This window comes from Chondromyces apiculatus DSM 436 (assembly GCF_000601485.1).
GTDB classification, from domain to species: Bacteria; Myxococcota_A; Polyangia; order Polyangiales; family Polyangiaceae; genus Chondromyces; species Chondromyces apiculatus.
On sequence record NZ_ASRX01000018.1, the window covers coordinates 84606 to 101488 of the forward strand.

12 protein-coding genes and 1 pseudogene are annotated in these 16883 nt (G+C 70.6%); 4 read left to right on the forward strand and 9 right to left on the reverse strand.

Going from position 1 to position 16883, the window contains the following annotated elements; translation table 11 throughout:
• Positions 1-60: 60 nt before the first annotated feature.
• On the forward strand, positions 61-1371 hold the full coding sequence (locus CAP_RS44515) for a PAS domain-containing protein (protein ID WP_052375104.1): 1311 nt from the start codon (positions 61-63) through the stop codon (positions 1369-1371).
• Between the two features lie 56 nt (positions 1372-1427).
• Here CAP_RS44515 and CAP_RS13605 read toward each other — a convergent pair whose 3' ends face one another.
• Positions 1428-2666 carry a S41 family peptidase gene (locus CAP_RS13605; RefSeq protein WP_044240720.1) on the reverse strand — a complete coding sequence of 413 codons (1239 nt, stop codon included), beginning with the start codon at positions 2664-2666 and terminating at the stop codon, positions 1428-1430.
• A gap of 411 nt (positions 2667-3077) precedes the next feature.
• Between CAP_RS13605 and CAP_RS13610 the strand changes: the two genes are divergently transcribed.
• On the forward strand, positions 3078-3872 hold the full coding sequence (locus CAP_RS13610) for a DNA-directed RNA polymerase subunit alpha C-terminal domain-containing protein (RefSeq protein ID WP_044240722.1): 795 nt from the start codon (positions 3078-3080) through the stop codon (positions 3870-3872).
• A 236-nt stretch (positions 3873-4108) separates the two neighbouring features.
• The gene (locus CAP_RS13615; protein ID WP_044240724.1) at positions 4109-4681 is read left to right on the forward strand and encodes a hypothetical protein; all 573 of its coding nucleotides are present in this window, start codon (positions 4109-4111) and stop codon (positions 4679-4681) included.
• Positions 4682-4929: 248 nt separating this feature from the next.
• On the opposite strand, the gene CAP_RS13620 is transcribed toward CAP_RS13615, so the two are convergent.
• The 7 genes and pseudogenes from CAP_RS13620 to CAP_RS13640 all read right to left on the reverse strand — a co-directional run.
• Positions 4930-5223 carry a hypothetical protein gene (locus CAP_RS13620; protein WP_044240726.1) on the reverse strand — a complete coding sequence of 98 codons (294 nt, stop codon included), beginning with the start codon at positions 5221-5223 and terminating at the stop codon, positions 4930-4932.
• Positions 5224-5272: 49 nt separating this feature from the next.
• Positions 5273-5431 (reverse strand): hypothetical protein, encoded by a 159-nt coding sequence (locus CAP_RS50340; protein ID WP_156040765.1) that lies wholly within the window; start codon positions 5429-5431, stop codon positions 5273-5275.
• Between the two features lie 4 nt (positions 5432-5435).
• Positions 5436-5753 carry a hypothetical protein gene (locus CAP_RS13625; RefSeq protein WP_044240728.1) on the reverse strand — a complete coding sequence of 106 codons (318 nt, stop codon included), beginning with the start codon at positions 5751-5753 and terminating at the stop codon, positions 5436-5438.
• 222 nt (positions 5754-5975) lie between these two features.
• Positions 5976-9269 (reverse strand): type VI secretion system Vgr family protein, encoded by a 3294-nt coding sequence (locus CAP_RS52265; RefSeq protein WP_063748684.1) that lies wholly within the window; start codon positions 9267-9269, stop codon positions 5976-5978.
• 68 nt (positions 9270-9337) lie between these two features.
• On the reverse strand, positions 9338-10147 hold the full coding sequence (locus tag CAP_RS13635; protein ID WP_044240731.1) for an SIR2 family NAD-dependent protein deacylase: 810 nt from the start codon (positions 10145-10147) through the stop codon (positions 9338-9340).
• A gap of 1 nt (position 10148) precedes the next feature.
• Positions 10149-10535 carry a WGR domain-containing protein gene (locus tag CAP_RS55715; RefSeq protein ID WP_370865977.1) on the reverse strand — a complete coding sequence of 129 codons (387 nt, stop codon included), beginning with the start codon at positions 10533-10535 and terminating at the stop codon, positions 10149-10151.
• Positions 10524-11591: pseudogene (locus CAP_RS13640) on the reverse strand (DNA ligase); the annotation flags it as partial. The gene CAP_RS55715 and the pseudogene CAP_RS13640, both read right to left, overlap by 12 nt.
• 242 nt (positions 11592-11833) lie before the next feature.
• Here CAP_RS13640 and CAP_RS44520 point away from each other — a divergent pair.
• Positions 11834-12793, forward strand: a complete 960-nt coding sequence (locus CAP_RS44520; protein ID WP_156040766.1) for an NHL repeat-containing protein — start codon at positions 11834-11836, stop codon at positions 12791-12793.
• A 21-nt stretch (positions 12794-12814) separates the two neighbouring features.
• On the opposite strand, the gene CAP_RS13650 is transcribed toward CAP_RS44520, so the two are convergent.
• Positions 12815-16807 carry a serine/threonine-protein kinase gene (locus CAP_RS13650; RefSeq protein WP_044240735.1) on the reverse strand — a complete coding sequence of 1331 codons (3993 nt, stop codon included), beginning with the start codon at positions 16805-16807 and terminating at the stop codon, positions 12815-12817.
• Positions 16808-16883 lie beyond the last annotated feature (76 nt).

Sequence of the window (16883 nt, forward strand, 5' to 3'; positions counted from 1 at the left end):
GGATTGTAAACGGCCTCGTCCATCGTTGCTCGACCCGGAGAGATCACCGATCATCGTCGAATGGTCACTGTCGACGACGATCTGCGGACAGAGGTTGCCAGGCTGAAAGCGCGGGTCGCCACCCTGGAACGAACCGTGGAGACGGTGACCCAGGAAAGGGACGAGTTGCGCTGCGCCATCCTCCAGATGCCAGCGCTCATCGCCATCGTCCGAGGCAAGGAACTCGTATTCTCCCTCGCGAACCAGCACTGGCTGGACTCGGTGATCGGCACGAGCGAGCGTGAAGTCCTGGGGCGGAGCATCCGGGACGTGCTCCCGGAGATCGGCGAGCAGGGCTTCTACGATCTGTTCGACGGCGTGCTCACGACCGGAAAGACGTTCCTCGGCGAGTGCATGCCCGTGGACCTCGACCGCACCGGGACCGGCGTGCTGGAGCGGAAGTACTACACGTTCCATTACATCGCGCACCGCGGGCCGGACGACGAGATCATCGGCGTCATCGTCCACGCCGCCGACGTCACCTCGGAGTTCCTGGCGCGCCAGGAGGTGCAGAGGCTCAACACCAAGCTCAGCACCTTCTTCGCCCTCGCCGAGAACGCGCCGGATGGCATCACCGTCACCGTGGACGGCAAGATCATCTACGCCAACCCCGCCTTCCGGGACATGACCGGCCACGGAGAGACGTGCCTCGGCAAGTCCCACGAAGAGCTGGTCGACGAGGTGAGCCGCGAGGTGCTCCGGGAGGCGGAGGAGACCACCGAGGAAGCGTGGCGGGGAATGCTCACCTACCTCCGCAGCGACGGCAGCGCCTTCCTGGGACAGGCCTCGGGCTTCGCCATCCGCGACGAGGCAGGCGGCATCCGCGCCATCGGCACCATCCTCCGCGACCTCACCGAGCAGCGCCACAGCGAAGAGGAGCGCGAGGCCCTCCGCGAGCAGGTCCTCGCCGCCCACCAGCGCGCCATCCGCGAGCTGTCGAGCCCCCTCATTCCCCTCGCCGACGGCCTGGTGGTCATGCCCCTGCTCGGCACCATCGACGCGAGCCGCGCCCGGCAGATCATGGAGACCCTGCTCGAAGGCATCTCCGGACAGCGGGCGCGCATCGCCATCCTCGACGTCACCGGGGTGCGCAACGTCGACGTCGAGGTCGCCAATGCCCTGGTCAAGACCGCGCAAGCTGCGAACCTGCTCGGCACCGAGGTGGTCCTCACCGGCATCAGCCCCGACGTCGCCCGCATCCTCGTCGAGATCGGCGCAAACCTGGGCACCATGAAGACCCGCGGCACCCTCCAGAGCGCCGTCGCCTACGCCATGGGCAAGCCCACCGCCGACCTGCACGGACCAGCGCACCGCACCTCGCTCTCCCGGTGAGCGCCAGCTCCGCCCTCTGCGCCGCAGGCCGGTGGCCCTGCCGTGGGCCTCGGGGATCAGGGGCGTCGCGGGGCGGCGAGGGCGGCGAGGTCGATCAGCCGGTGAAGCTCGGCGAGGCCCGCGGCCATGATGTCCTGACCTGGCGCGACCTCGACGTCGGGGCGCAGCAGCCATCGCGGCCTGTCGGCCACGTCGTGGACAGGCTCGGCCGAGTACTGCGCCTGGATCCCGGTGCGGTCGAGGCGAATGGCGAAGACCGCGGCGCCCAGGCCCATCATCGGCGTGCCCACGATCCGCGCGCGACCGAGGCCGCGCATGCCCATGGGGAAGCCCTCCGCCATGCTCGCGCTCCAGGCGTCGCAGAGCACCACCACCGGCGCCTCGACGTGCTCGGTCCAGAACGGCCCTAGCCCCGCCCCCTGACGGCGGCGCATCCGCGCATAGGGCCTCCGCGCGTCAATGAAGCGGCCCATGATCGGCCGGGCGATGGCGGTATCCCCGCCGCCATTGCGGCGCACGTCGATGACCAGGCCACGCGTGTCCTTCAGGGCGGAGAGCGCCGCGTCGAAGCGGGCGACGGTCCCCTCCTCGCCGAAGGTGGAGATGCGAATGGTGCCGACGTCCCCCCGGCGCGCGAAGCTCAGATCAGGCTCGGGCGCGCGCCTGGACAGCGGCAAAGGCACCGCCCGAGGGCTGCACGCGCCCCCGCTCCGGACGAGGAGGAGCCGCGGACGCCCGCGCCGCCCTGCCACCGCGGCATTCCACGCATAGGCGTCGGCTGCGCGGTCACGCCGGGACAGGCAGCGCGGGAGGAGTGACGCCGCCGCCTCGTCCATCGGCATGCCGTCGGCGGCGAGGATCTCATCTCCGGGTCTCAGCCCCGCAGCGGCTGCGGCCGAACTCTCCTCGACAGCGACGACGCGGGTGACGTCCCGCGCGCGTTCGACCAGCAGATCGAAGGGCGGAAAGCGCGGGGTGCCCTCCGGCGCATCGTTGAGGTGCGTGTGGGCGTCATACAGTTCGTGGAGCATGCGCCCGAGGGCCGCGGCGAAAGCGTCGAGCGACGTCGCCGCAAGCGCGAGCGGCCGGTGGAAGGCCCTCACCGCGTCCCAGTCCGTCGCCTTCTCCCCGAAGAAGCAGTAGCGCGCTGCCAGCGTCTCCCACAGCTCGTCGAAATCCTGCTCCAGGCTGATGTCCCTCGCAGGCTCGGCGCGCTCGATGCCGAGGAGAGGGGCGGACATGGAGGCGAGCGTGGCGCCGCAGAAGAGCCGGCGATCGAGGACCTGGTCGGCCATCGCTCCTCCATAACAAACCGCCGCCGCGCCGTCGCCTGCACGGGCGGTCGTCGAGGGAGACCCGGCACGCGTGGACGAGGTGCGGGCGGTTGGCGAGGGAGATGCGGCACGCGTGGACATGGTGCGGGCGGTTGGCGAGGGAGATGCGGCACGCGTGGACATGGTGTCGTCGGACGCCGACGGTGGCTGGTCCGACGGCGGACCAAGTGCGGGAGGCGTCCGGCGCCGGCACGTTCCCGCCGTGGACCAGGTGCGGGAGGCGCCCCCCGCACTTTTCCCACCGAGGACAAGGTGCGGGAGGCGACCGTCCGCACCTCTTCCCGCCGGAACCAGGGTCTCCTCGCGCAACCCAGGCCATCCCGCGCGGGTCCTGGGCTCCGTGGAGGCGTTCTGCTACCGCTTCGCCCTACCATGGGCTACCGCGTCAAGCAGGACGGACACCTGGACATCTCCCCTCCCCTCGACCCGGCGCAGACCGCGTGGGTCCGGGCCTTCGCGCAGGCGCGGCGCTTCCGGCGGCACGCCGAGCGCATCGCCGCAGCCCCGGACCCGTTGCGCGAAGCGGTGGGCCTCCCGGTGGGCGCCGAGGGCGTCTTCTACACGGGCGCGCTGCAGGACCCGTCGGACGAGACCATCGCGGACTGGAACGCCCCCGCGGACCCGGTGCCATCGCTCTACGCGGCCTGGACCGTCTCCGAAGACGGCGCGCGGTTGATCGGCTGCGACGACGCCACCTGGCCGTCCATCTGGCTGGAGGTGTTCGTCGGTATCCTCCGCGGCTGGGGGAGGCGCCTCTCGGGACAGGTGTGGCTCCACGGCGATGATCCCGCCGATGTCAGCCGGGTCGAGGTCGAGGAGGACCGGGTGGTGCTCCGCGAGATCCAGAGCGATCCCGAGATTGCGCGGCTGGCCCTGGCGCGCGCGATTTCCCCCGCGGCAGCCAAGGTCGCGCAGCGCACGCTGGCCAAGGCAGCGCCCGACGACGGAGACCGCATCGTCCTCCCGGAGGACGCCGAGGGGCTGGACGACTCCATCCACGCCCTCGACATGTCCGTGCGCGCCACGAACCTGCTGCTGAATCAGGGCATCGAGACCATCGGACAGCTCTCGGGGCGCTCCCTCAAGGAGCTGGTGACCAGCCCGGACGACGCCAAGGTGGAGCGAGAGCTGCGCGAGGTCTTCGAGGACTTCGGCTGGCTCGGATGAGAGGGAGGCGCAGGCTCGATCCCGGAAGCCTGGGGCGACCCCAGCAGCCTGCGGCGACGCTCACCATAACCGAGCGAAACGCCACCCCCCAAGAACGGCACGCTCCTCCTCCCTGACGCGCATGGATGCACGAGCGATGGCGCAACGCGAAAACTCGCGTGGAACTCGGCGCGTGGTGAGCCTGTGTGCCTGGGGCGCGCTCAGGGGCTGCAGACTTCGAAGCGTACCTGGATGAGGTGTTCGAGGGAGCCAGTGAGCATGCATTGCGTGCCGGGTTCTCGGTGCTGGGGCGGCTCTCGGAAGAGCACCCCAGGGCCCAGGGGTGGCTCGCGCACCTGCTCGACCGGGACCTGCCGGGGCGGGCGCTCGCGGCGTTCGAGGCGGCCAAGGCGATCGGGGAGCGCACGGCGCACGCGCGGCTGGGCGAGGTGCTGGGACGGGCGCTTGAGCGTAAGGGGACGATCGCGCTCGCCGTGCAACTCGACAACGCTGGCTTGCCGGAGCAGACAGTGTCGCTGCGGGAGGTGGGGGCGTGGGTAGACAAGACGCTGCTGGACCATCTGCCGGAACCTACAGACCTAGCAAGCCTTAGTGCGCGCGCAGCTCTGCTTGGCAACTTGGGGGCCAGGCAAAGCACGCTTGGAAAGCGAGAGGAGGCGCTGGTGAGCAGCGTGGAGGCAGTGACGCATTACCGCCGGCTGTACCCCGCCGATCCTGCAGTGTTCTCGTCCGGCTTGGCGCTGAGCCTTGAAACTCTAGCTCAGTGCCAGTTCCATATAGTGAGTTGGTTACCGGCACCTTCGTTGTGATAACGGACGCGCCAGAGACGACCACGATAGTATACGGGGCGCGGCAGTCATCTTGGAGGGCAGAACTTGGTTCGCGCTGACAGGGATGCCTTGAAGAAGCTTGATCCGGCCACTCCGTAGCCGTGAAGGGGCCTGGGTGCTGATCCGAGAAGCCAGGCGGATGACTAAACGACTCAGCCCTACGCAGGGCCGGTGCGGCGCAAGGGCAGGTCACACCGTCGCCATCGCAGGCAGGATGCACCCACACGCTACCGGATGAACATCGCTGGATTGCGCGTGAGGCCGACGGCGGCCTTGAGCAGCAGCTTGCCAGAGGGGTCGTGCAGTCTGCTCATCAGCGGGAACTTCCAGTGAGCTGGCACTTCGGCGCTGCCCGAGGCACCGGTCCATGGATACTCGACGTTGTCGGGCCTTCGGCCATTGTCATCCACCTGCGGGTGCAGCAGGTCGACCTCGCGACAGAGATGCTTGATCGCGGCGAGTTTGGGACGCTGCGTGAAGCCGATGCGGCGCCAGTGCTCGTCGATGAGGCGCGGGAGCACTTTGCTGACGACGCCGTGTGTGAACCGAAGCTCGTCCGCGGTCGCCTGATTAATGAGGGAGCCACAGGTAAGCTTTGCAGAGCTTCTCCAGCCACATCTGCAGGGTGTGAAGACGGTGGCTGCTGGGGACCGAGGACTTGACGAGCGTGTCGTGGGCGTCGAGATCCGAGGCCGCCTGCGCCGCGAAGGCTTCGCTCCAGGTGGTCATGCGTTCACGCTGCAGGAGGATAGAGGGTGTTCCCGAGACGCCATCCCGCGGGCAGAGGCAGGCTACCTTCGAGGGTTCGCTCGTATTCGCCTTCTGTCACCTCGACGGTCACGGAGGGGTAGGGGAGGCGAGGAGGATCGTCCGAGAAGGCGATGGGCAAGATGCCCGAGGGAGAGGTGGCGGGGTTCACTTCGAGCAGCTTCACGGGCTCGCGCTGCTCCTCCTCGCGATCGGTCAGCAGACGGATGACGCGATTGATCGTGGGCTCCACCTCTCGGTGCGCTTCCGCGAGCAACCTGGCGATTTCTTCTTTGTCGGGCATGGCTCCTCTGTCGAACGACAGTAGTATGCAGAGGGCGGGCTGCTCGTGGTTGCTCCAGTGCGCGAACCAGAAATCATGCGCGGCGCGACTTCGGATTGTGAACCGTTTTCAGCAGGCGATAGGTAATGCTCCAGCAGAGCGTCGGGCATTCGATCGCGCGACACCGGATGACCTGACAGATCGCCTGGTCCGCCGTGGCCGAGCGCAATGCTCGGCCCTCCCTCACCCCAGCAAGATCTTCCCGTTGGCGCGGATGGTCTGGCCTTCCAGCTCCAGCATGCCCTGGGCTTTGATCTGGGTCTTGGCGCTGGCGACCTTGACCATGGAGGGGCCGTAGCTGATCAGCGTGGCGGCGGATTGCACGGTGAGGCCGTTCTGGGAGGTGCCGAGCTTGGCTTCGCCGTCCTTGATGGAGAGCTTCCAGGTCGGGGTGCCGAGGGTCGCGGTGCCGGCCTGGGCGTCGAGCTTCATGCTCACGCTGCCAGAGAGGAGCTGGGCGACCTTCGAGGCGTTCATGGTCACGTTCTCGGCGCCGCCGAAGAGGTCGGTCTTGGCCTCCATGCGGATGCGCTGGCCGGGCTTGCTCTTGGCCTGCAGCTCGATGCTCTGGTCCTGGGACTTCAGGGTCATCGCGCCCTTGGACTCCAGGGCCAGGGTGCCGACGCTGCCGAGGCTGCTGGGGACGGCGGGGTCGGGCTCGGCCTTCAGCTCCAGCTTGTCGTAGGCGCGGACGTCGATCTGCTTGCTGGTCTGGAGGAGCTTGTCCTTGGCGGCCAGCTCGGCCTTGTCGGCGGAGAGGAGGGAGAGGTGCTTGCCGCTCTCGATGAGGACGCCGTCCTTGCCGAGGAGGAGGGTGGTCTTCGCCCAGGAGAGCAGCTCGTGGTCGGCGTAGATGATCATGTCGCCGGAGGAGCCGAGGGTGTGCTTCACCCCCAGGATGGAGGTGCCGAGCGGCGGGACGTAGGTGCTCTTGAGGGCGAAGGTGGGGTCTTCGCGGGGGAAGCTGGCGAGCTTGGTGGCGAGCAGCTCGACCTTGTTGTCCTCTTTCTTGAAGCGCTCGATGAAGTCCTTGATGCCGGCGAAGAGGGCCATGACCTCGCTGAAGAGGACGTTCGCGGTCTTGGCGTACTCGAGATCGCGGCGCAGCTCCTTGGTCTTGATGGCCTCCTCGCCCAGCTCGTTGACGCCGACCTGGGTGTTGTAGGCGTTGCGTGAGTTGAAGGCGGTGTCGGCGGCGGCGTTGGCCTCGTCGTCGGCGGCCGGCTCGTCGGTGATGGCGTCGTCCGCCTCGTCGAGCGCCGCTTGCTGGGTGGCGCTCGGGGGATCGGGGGTCAGCTCCTTGAGCTTCTCCAGGTAGGCGAGGCGCGCGGTCTCGTAGTCGGTCTTGAGGACCGGCAGCTCCTCGTTGATGCCTTCGAGGGCGATCTCCTGAGTCTGGATCTGCGCGTACGAGTCGGTGACGACGACGGCGTTCGCGGTGTCGACGTTGGGGACCCACTCGCCCTTCTTGGCGTCGGCGAGCCATTCGAGGGTGGTGCGCTTCTCGATGAGCTTCTCGTCGTACGCCTTCTGGGCGTCCTCGTACGCCTGCCGGAGCGCGTTGACCTCCGCCTGCTGGTCGGGCGTCATGGTGCAGCCGCTCTCCAGGGCCTTGAGGGCGTCCCCGGTGCGCTTGCGCGCGGCCTTGCGGCGCTGCTCGGCGTTGTAGGAGGCCTGCGAGTCCCGCACGGACTGGAGCTTCAGCTCCGCCTCTTTCTTCGCCTTCTGGGCCGCCTTGAGGTCGAGGTAGCTGCCGGCGAGGTCGAGGGCCTGGCCCATCAGCTCCTTCACCGTGGAGACGGCGGTGGCGAAGGGCGTGTACTCGGCGACGGTGCTGATCTGGCCGGAGAGCGAGAGCTTGTAGAGCGTGGAGACGGAGGCGCTCGCCGAGGTGTACATGGCGGTGCCGGCCATGGCGATGGAGCTGCTCGCGCCCTGGGTCTCCAGGATGGCGCCGTCCTCGGGGGAGTTCCGGTAGCCGAGCTGGAAGGTGGTGCTCTTGTGCGGCGTCGACATCTTGATGCGCTGGTTGTCGCCAGTGTCATCGATGTTGATCTCGTTGCCGCCGCCGGTGCGGATGATGTTGCGGGGGGCGTTGCCGGCCGTGACGGGGCTCGCCGTCTGCGGGTTGGGGACGGTGGAGACGATGATGGGGCGGTCCGGGTCGCCGTCGACGAAGGTGAGGATCACCTCGACGCCCTGGCGGAGGGGGAAGTGCATGCCGTAGCCAGCGCCGGCGTGGGGCTGGGCCATGCGCACCGGGCGGGAGGCCTGCTGCTCCTCGGGGGTGGAGGTGTCGAAGAGGAAGCGGACGTGGTAGCGGCCGTCGTCGTCGAGCTGGGCGTAGTCGCCGCCCTTGGGGCCGTCGATGACGCCGGTGAGGACGCCGTGGACGCGGGGCTTCGGGGTGACGCGCGGGGGGCGGTAGCGGCGGGTGTAGGGGATGGCCCTGAAGGCGTTCTCGTAGGTCAGGCCGTCGGCGTGACCGGTGCCGAGGGTGACGAGCGAGGCGCGGTGGGTGACCTCGACGAGGAGGAGGTTGAGGTCGCCGTAGGGGTGGCCTTCGAGGGTGAGCCTGGCGCCGGCGCGGAAGGCGATGAGGTCGCTCTGGCCATCGAAGACGCGCAGCCAGGTGAGGCGCTCCTGGGCCCGGATCTCGGCGAGCTGCTGGGCCTCGTCCGGGGTCTTCACGTGAGAGCCGTACTCGACGACGGCGCCCGTGCCGCTCGGCACCGTGGAGACGCCGTTCAGCGCGACGTGGGGGGTGCGGTAGTTGTAGTCGCGGACGACGAACTCGCCGGGGACCATGCGCACCGTCTCCTCGATCTGGAAGACGTCGCAGGGGTCGCCGCGGGGGCGGAAGGAGACCCGCTCGTCGCCCTCGATGGCGCGGAAACCGCTGTTCCGGTCGGTGAAGACCATGACGTCGCGGCCGCTCTCGTGCTCGAAGAAGTAGCTGATGCCGAGGTGCTCGGTGAGGCGGGAGATGAAGGCGAGGTCGGTCTCCTTGTACTGCACCACGAAGTCGCGGACGGGGTAGGTCTCGTAGAGGCGGAAGAGGTAGTCCTCGCCCTCGGTGAAGCCTGCGGCGTCGAGCTTCTTGCGGAGGATGCCGGGGATGTTGAGGTCGAGGAAGACGTCGAGGGTCTCGCTGAGGGTGAGCTTGTGGACCCGCGGGGTGAAGGTGACCCGGTAGGTGGCGTGCGAGGTCTCGGTGTCGAGCCGGTCGCGGGCGTTGGCGATCATGCCGTGGAGGCGCCGCAGCTCGACGTCGCCGCGCTCGAAGACGATGGTGGCCTTCTCGCCGACGATGACCTCGATGCCGAGGCCCGCAGGGTCACGGCACACGAGGAGCAGCTCGATCTCGAAGGGCTGGGAGATCGACTCCCTGCCGGTGAGCTGGGAGATCTCGAGCGCATCGGGCTCGATGCCCTCCATCTCGATGCGGATCTTGAAGAAGTCGGGCGACGCGGACATGACAGACCTCCGCGGCCATGACAGCCGGGAGATCCAGGTGCGTCAAGGCTGCGGGGCAGGCGGCGGCATCAGGAAAAAGGGACGTCGAGCAGGTTCGGCAGGATCTCCCCTGCTTTGCCCTCAAAATAAGCGTCGCAAAATTCGTTGGCGGCGCTGGGCTCGACGTTGACCTCGGCGACGGTGGCGCCGAGGCGCTTGGCGACGGGGATGTAGCTCGCGGCGGGGTAGACCACCGCGGAGGTGCCGACGACGATGAGGATGTCGCACGGGGCGATGCCGTCGTAGGCAGCCTGGAGGTCGGCCTCGGCGAGGCGCTCGCCGAACCAGACGATGTGGGGGCGGATGACGCCGCCGCAGTGGCAGTGGGGAAGGTCGGCCTCGCCGAAGCGGCGGGCCTGGAACTCGGGGTCGGGGGAGCCGCTGCCCTCGAAGGCAGGGGCGATGGGGACCTGATGGGTGGTGGTGACCTCGCGGCAGGCGACGCAGCGGACCTGCCAGAGGGAGCCGTGGAGGCGGACGACGTTCCGGGAGCCCGCGCGCTCGTGGAGGCCGTCGATGTTCTGGGTGACGAGGGTGAAGGCGCGGCCTGCGTCGCGGCACCGGGCCTCGAAGTGCGCGAGGGCGTGGTGGGCGGGGTTGGGATCGCAGGTGCGGGCGACGGCGCGGCGGTGGTCGTAGAACTCCCAGACCAGGCCAGGGTCCTTGTCCCAGGCCTGGGGCGTGGCGAGGTCCGTGGCCTGGTAACGGCGCCAGAGGCCACCGGCGCCGCGGAAGGTGGGGATGCCCGACTCGGCGGAGACACCTGCGCCGGTGAGGACGGCGATCTTGCGCGCGCGGCCGAGGGCTTCGCGGAACTGGTCGCGGTCGAGAGAGGTCATGTCAGCGCTCCACGTATCCTTTGCTGGTCTTCTCGTCGATGAGCTTGGCGGCGTCGCGGCGGGCGGCGTCCTCGCTCGCGGCTTCCTTGGTCTTGGTCTGGCCGCCCGCGCCGAGGCGCCCGTAGCGCACCGTGTAGTGACGGCCGGTGACCTCGATCTCCCAGAACTTGCTGGAGGTGCCATCCGCAAACTCGAAGCGGCGGAGGGCACCGCTCGCCGCCGGGGAGGTCGCCGCCGGAGCGCTCACGGGAGACGAGGTAGCTGCAGGCGGCGGGTCGGGGGGCGCCGCGACGCTGGCTCCCGCGGCCGAGATGGTGTCGCTGGGAGGGTGCACTGCGGCGCGGCGGAGGACGGCGTTGTCCGGCGGCCACTGGATGTCGTCGCGCACGGCGACGTAGGAGGGGAAGCGGGGGACGCCGGCGTCGGTCAGCTCCTGGTAGCGGAAGGTGACGATGGCGCCGGGCGGCGGCGGTGACTGGCGCTCCTTGTCGGAGAAGCCGGTGCCGATGGAGAAGCGGGTGCCGTCCGGCAGTTCGACGAGCAGGGCGCCCATGCGGCCGGCGTGGCGGCCGGCGCCGGCCTGGTGCTCGATGACCAGGGCCTCGGCGTCGAAGAAGCTCTTCACCTTGAGGAGGGTGGAGGAGCGGCCTGCCTCGTAGCGGGAGCCGGGCTTGCGGAGCATGAGGCCCTCGCCGCCCAGGGCCTCGACGCGGGACAGCTCGGCGCGGAGGTGGGCGGTGTCGCGGCAACGCTCGTGGTCGTGGGCGTCGGCGTGCGGCGCTGCCGTGGCGGCGAGAAGCTTGCGGAGGTGGTCGATGCGGTCCTCGAAAGGGGCGTCGAGGGCGGGGGCGTCGAAGACGACGAAGCGGATTTCCTTCCAGTGGTCGCTCTTGTCCTGGCGGCGGACGATGCTGATGGTGCGCTGGAATCGCTTGCGGCCGCCCCACAGCTCGCCGTCGAGGGGGGTGTCCGGGAGGCCCTGGGTGAACCACGCGGGGGCGTGGTAGCGGTTGCCGAGGCGCGAGATGAAGTCCTTGCCGTCCCAGTAGGCGCGGACGCCGTCGAGCTTCTCGCTCATCCACCAGCCGGAGAGGTCCTGGGCATTGTCCCAGGGGTTGGCGAGGAGGATGGGTGGCGCTGCGGCCGCAGCGCCCGCAGCGGACGCGGATGCGCCGGCAGCGCTGGAGACGCCCGAGGAGCCCGAGGCCGCAGATACGCGCTGAGCAGCTTGGGATGCGGAGGAGGAGAGGCCGACGCGGGACAGCTCGACGGCCTCGCCGCGCAGCGCCTTGAGGTGCTTGCAGGTGCGCTGGTCGATGGCGTGCGATTGATTTCGCCAGGCCGGGCAGGTGCAGGAGTAGACCTCGCCCACATTGCGAAGGACGTAGCGGGCCGACCCCGAGCCCTGCACTTCGATGGATTCGCCGTCCTCGAGATCCGCCATGTCGTCTTCCCTGCTCCTTTCGTCCACGTCGTCGCTGCAGGCGATGGGCCAGCGTGGAGAGGAGACCACCCTTGCGGCCATTTCGTCACGCACTCTTTGGATGTCGAAAATGTGGCCAGGAGTGGAGGGGTCTGTAGTCTTCTACACTGGGAGGTGCCGCTATGGCATACGGTGATTCTCGTGGCCGCGGGCTGGGGAGCCTGCGAGCGTGGGGCTCCTTCGGGGCAGCGGTGTGGGCTGTCGTGTCTCTGGCATCGGGCGCATCGGGCGCATCGGGCGCATCGGGCGCGTCGGTCGCGTCGGTCGCGGGCTGCGCGGCCGGGAGCGAGGCAGGGCTCGGCCTGGCGGGGCAGGGTGGTGACGGAGGGGGGACGACGCAATCGGGAGGTGGTCACGAAGGGGGCGCAGGTGGGAGCCTGTTCGAGACGGCAGGCGCAGGGGCGGGGACGGGCGAGCATGAGGGAGACGGGTGCGCCGACAGCGCGCGTCCCATTTACCTGCTGGGGCAGCAGCAGAGCTTGTATCGCTTCGATCCGGCGACACCCTCGGTGACGGAGATCGGGACGATCGAGTGCCCCCTCGACGGGGTGGCGGCGACGCCGTTCTCCATGGCGGTGGATCGCAAGGGAACGGCCTGGGTGCTGTTCAGCAATCGCCGGATCTACCACGTGGATGTGACCACGGCGTCGTGCACGCCCACGGATTTCGAGCGCTCGCAGCAGCTCGTTCACCTCTTCGGGATGGGGTTCGCTTCGAACGAGGCAGGGAGCCAGGAAGAGTCGCTGTACGTCGCTGATTTCAACGGCCGGGGCATGGCGAAGCTCGACACGGAGACGCTGGTGATGTCGCCCCTCGTGCCCTACGGGGAGGTGGAGCCAGGCGCCGCGGAGCTGACGGGGACGGGAGACGGGCGGCTGTTCGGGTTCTTCAAGAACGAGCCGAGCCGGGTGGTGCAGCTCGATCCCGCGACGGGGCACTTCGTCTCGCAGGTGATGCCGCCGGAGGTCAAGATCGGCTCGGGGTGGGCATTCGCGTTCTGGGGCGGGGAATTCTATCTGTTCACCAATCCCGAAGGGACGGGATCGCAGGTGGATCGGTATTCGCTGTCGGCGGGGACGAAGACCACGGTCCTCACGGGTATCCAGGACAACATCGTGGGGGCCGGGGTCTCGACCTGCGCGCCCACGGTGCCCCCGCAATGAGCGGGCGGCGCTGGCGCTGAGTCACCCGGCGGCCTCGGCATCCTCGGCATCCTCGGCGGCCTCGCGGAGCGCGGCGTTGTCGGGCACCTCGTGGAGGAAGCGGGCGCGCCAGTCGGGGTCGCTGATGCGGACGGCGCGGGCTTCGAGGCGCCTCCGGGCCTCGACGCGGACGTGGGCGGCAGCGGTGGGGTCTCCGGCGGCCGCGAGGGCCTCGGCGCGCACCCGCCACACGAAGGACTCGCCCTCCTCCAGGCCACCGGCGGCCTGGAGCTGGGCGAAGGCCTCGGCGGAAGGGGCGAGGGCCTCGTCCCCGCGGCCCTGGGCGAGGAGGGCGGAGGCGAGGACGGCCTGGGCGAAGGCGCGCAGCGGGGGCGCGACGACGAGGAGCTCGACGGCGGCGCGGGCCTCGCGCTCGGCGGTGGCGCCGAGGCCGGCGCGGAGGGCGATGCGGGCCAGGTAGGCGTGGGACATGCCCTGCATGCGCGCGTTGCCCTGCTCGCGGAACGCTTCGAGGGCCTGCTGCTGGAGGCGGCGGGCCTCGTCGAGCTGGCTGGTGTAGGCGAGGGTGAGGCCGAGGTTCTGCTGGGCCATGGTGGCGAGGTCGTGGAGGCCCATGCGCTCGGCCTGGACGAGGGCGGCACGGAGGGATCCCTCGGCGCCCTCGACGTCGCCCAGCTCGGAGAGGGTGTAGCCGAGGTTGGCCTGGACGACGCAGGCGTTGCGGCGATCGCCGGCCTGGCCGAAGGCGAAGAGGGCCGCCTCGAAGCCGGCGAGGCCTGCGCCCGGATCGCCGCCGGCCATGGCGCGGAGGGCGTAGGCCTGGTGGAGCACCCCGAGGGCCTGGCCGTCGACGATGGGAGGGTCGCCGGAGATGCCCGTCGCGCGTTCGAGGAGCGCCTCGGCGTCCTCGAAGCGGCCGCTGAAGACCAGCTCGCAGGCGCAGAAGGTGAGGCATGTGACCTGGGCGCTGAGGGCGCCGGGCAAGGGGGTGGCGTCGCGGGCAGGGCCGATGCGGGAGAGCAGCGCGTCGACGGAGCCTTGCTTGCCGGCCGCGGAGATGGCGTTGGTGACCGCGCGGAACCACTCGGCGGAGCCGCGGGGGAGGAGGTCGATGGCCTCGCAGGCGCAGGTCTCGGCGCGGGCCAGCTCGCCGCGCCAGATGTAGGCCTCGGCGGCGACGAGCTGGAGGGTGCCGCGATCGAGCCCGGTGGCGCCGCACTTGATGCCGCGCTCGGCGCGGGTGAGCGTGGTGGCGAGGTCGTTGCCGCGGAGGCTGGCCTCGGCGGCCTCGCCGAAGTAGGTGGCGGCGCGGACGCCCTCCTCGCCGCGCTCGAAGTGCTCGGCGAGGACCATGGCGTCGCCCTTGCCCTCGCGTTCGAGCCAGGCGCCGGCGAGGCGGTGGCCGAGCTGCCGGTCGGCGTCGGTGAGCATGCCGTAGGCGGCCTCGCGCTCCAGCTCGTGGCGGAAGGCGAAGAGGGGCTCGGCGGGGCGGCGGGCAGCGTCGGTGGTGCGCGCGGGCGCGTTGGCGGTGGGCGCGGCGGGCGCGGCGAGCGCGGCGAGCGCGGCGGGGGCGCGGCGGACGATGAGCTCGCGGGCGATGAGGTCTTCCATGCGGTGGGCGGCAGGGGCGCCGCCGAGGAGGGCCTCGACGCCGCCCGTCCAGAAGCTGTCGCCGAAGACGCTCGCGGCCCGGAGGATGCGGCGGGCCTCGGGGTCGAGGGCGGCAAAGCGGGCCTGGGCCATGGCGAGGACGGTCTCGGGGAGGCGCTCGCCGTGGCCCTCGGAGACGGCGCGGATCAGCTCTTCGAGGTAGAGGGCGTTGCCGCCGGAGCGCTCGACGATGGCCTGGGCCAGGGGAGCCTGGATGGCGTCGCCGAGGACGTCGCGCACGAGGCGCTCGGAGGCGCGGCGGGGGAGTGGGCCGAGGGCGATGGGCTCCACCTGGCGGCCCGCCCAGAGCCTGGGGAAGAGGGTCTGGACCTCGGGGCGGGCGAGGGCGAAGACGAGCAGGGGCTGGTCCGCGAGGTTGCGGAGGGCGGCGTCGAGGAAGGTGACGGTGGGGAGGTCGCCCCAGTGCAGGTCTTCGAGGACGAGGATCACGGGGCGGGCGGCGCAGGCGGTGCGGAGGAGGTCCTCGGCGGCGCGGCGGATCTGGTCGCCCATCAGGATCGGGTCGCGCTTGGCGGCGCGGAGCTGGGCACTCAGCTCGTCGGGGAAGGAGGTGCCGATCAGCTCTCCGACGAAGCCGGCGATGCGCTGGGCCTCGACCGCGGGCAGGGAGGAGAGGCGGGCCATGATGCGGCGGCGCCGCTCGACGAGGGGCTCGTCGCCGCTGATGCCGAGGGCGTAGCGGGTCGCGCGCGCGAGCAGGCCGAAGGCGGCGCCCGCACCCATGGGATCGCCGCGGCCGAGCCACACCTCGATGGGCTCGCCGCGCTCCTTGAGGCGCTGGAGGATCTCCTGGCGCAGGCGGGTCTTGCCGGCGCCCGCGGGGCCGGTGACGAGCACGGCGGCGGCGGTGGGGGTGTCGGCGCAGTGGGCGAAGGCGGCTTCGAGCTGGGCGAGCTCGCGCTCGCGGCCCACGCAGCGGGTGGGCTTGCCGAGCAGGGAGGCGGCGGTCTCGTTGCTGTCGCGCTCTCCGTGGAGGGCGTGGTCGTCGCCGCCGCCGCCCTCGGCGCGGACGTCGAAGGCGTTGCCGAGGAGGCGCGCGGTGAGGTCGTCGATGGCGACGGGGCTCGCGGCGTCGGGGTCGCTGGCGGTGTTGAGGAGGGTGACGGCGCGGTCGATCAGCTCGCCCACGGGGAGGCGGGCCTCGATGGCGGCGCGGCCGGTGACCAGGGCCACGGGGGCGCCTTCGAGCACGGCGCGGATGGAGAGCGCGCAGCGGGCCGCGCGCGCCGCGAGGTCGGTGGGGGCCTCGTTGCTGGTGAGCACCACGAGGAGGGCGCCGTCCGCGAGCGATTCGAGGCGGCCCTGGTGGCGCTCGGCGGCGGCGCGCAGGGCGCGGGAGCGGCGCGCGCTGTCGGCCTCGGGGCTGCGCCGCGAGCTGACCGGGCCGTCGTGGGGCGGCTTCTGGGCGGCGCTGGCGTCGCGGACGACGACGAGGGACATCAGCAGGCGCTCGTTGGCGGTGAGGACCTGCGCGTGGACCACCGGCGGGGCGGTCCACCCGAGGCGGGCGGCGCTGGCGGGCGCGCCGAGCGCTTCGAGCTCCACGGCCACGGCGTCGCCGTCGCGGGGGCGGAGCTGCCGCTGCTTGGAGAGCATGCGGGTGATGAGGGCGTCGAGCTCGACGGGGACGTCGGCGCGGAGGTCGCGGGCGCGCTTGGGCTCTTCGAGGAGGACCTTGAGGGTGAGCGCCAGCGCGTTGCCGCCGCTGAAGGGCTCGGCGCCGGTGAGGCAGCGGAAGAGGACGCAGCCGAGGGAGAAGACGTCGGCGCGCGCGTCGATGTCCACCTCGTTGCGGGCCTGCTCCGGCGAGACGTAGCCGGGGGTGCCGATGACAGCGCCAGAGCGCGCGGTGCGGGCCGCCGCGCCGGGCACGCGCGCGAGGCTGAAGTCGAGGATCACGGGGCGCTCGATGGCGCCCTCGACGAGGAAGATGCTGGCGGGCCTGAGGTCGCGGTGCACGATGCCCGCGCGGTGCACGGCGCCGAGGGCGACCGCGATGCGCGCGGTGAGCGAGAGGGCCTCGGGGATCTTGAGCGGGCGCTTGGCGAGGCGCGCCCCCAGCGTATCGCCGGCGATCCAGGCGGTCGCGGTCCAGGGCTCACCCGTCTCGAAGACGCCGTGGGCGACGTAGCGGGTGACGCCCGGGTGGCGGAGGCCGGCGAGGGCCTGCACCTCGCGGGTCTGGCGCTCGACGCCGTGATCGTTGTTCGGGAAGAGCTTGAGCACCACGTGCTCGGAGGAGGCCTGATCGCGCGCCTCGTAGACTTTGAACGCACCGCCACCGCCACCGGCCATGGGGCGCAGGATCTCGAACCGACCCCCGAGCAAACGTCCACCACTCATGCGTGTGACCGATTATCGGGAGGTGTGGTCCATCCGTCGAGGACAACGACCGGTCTGTCTTCATGGTAGGCTGACG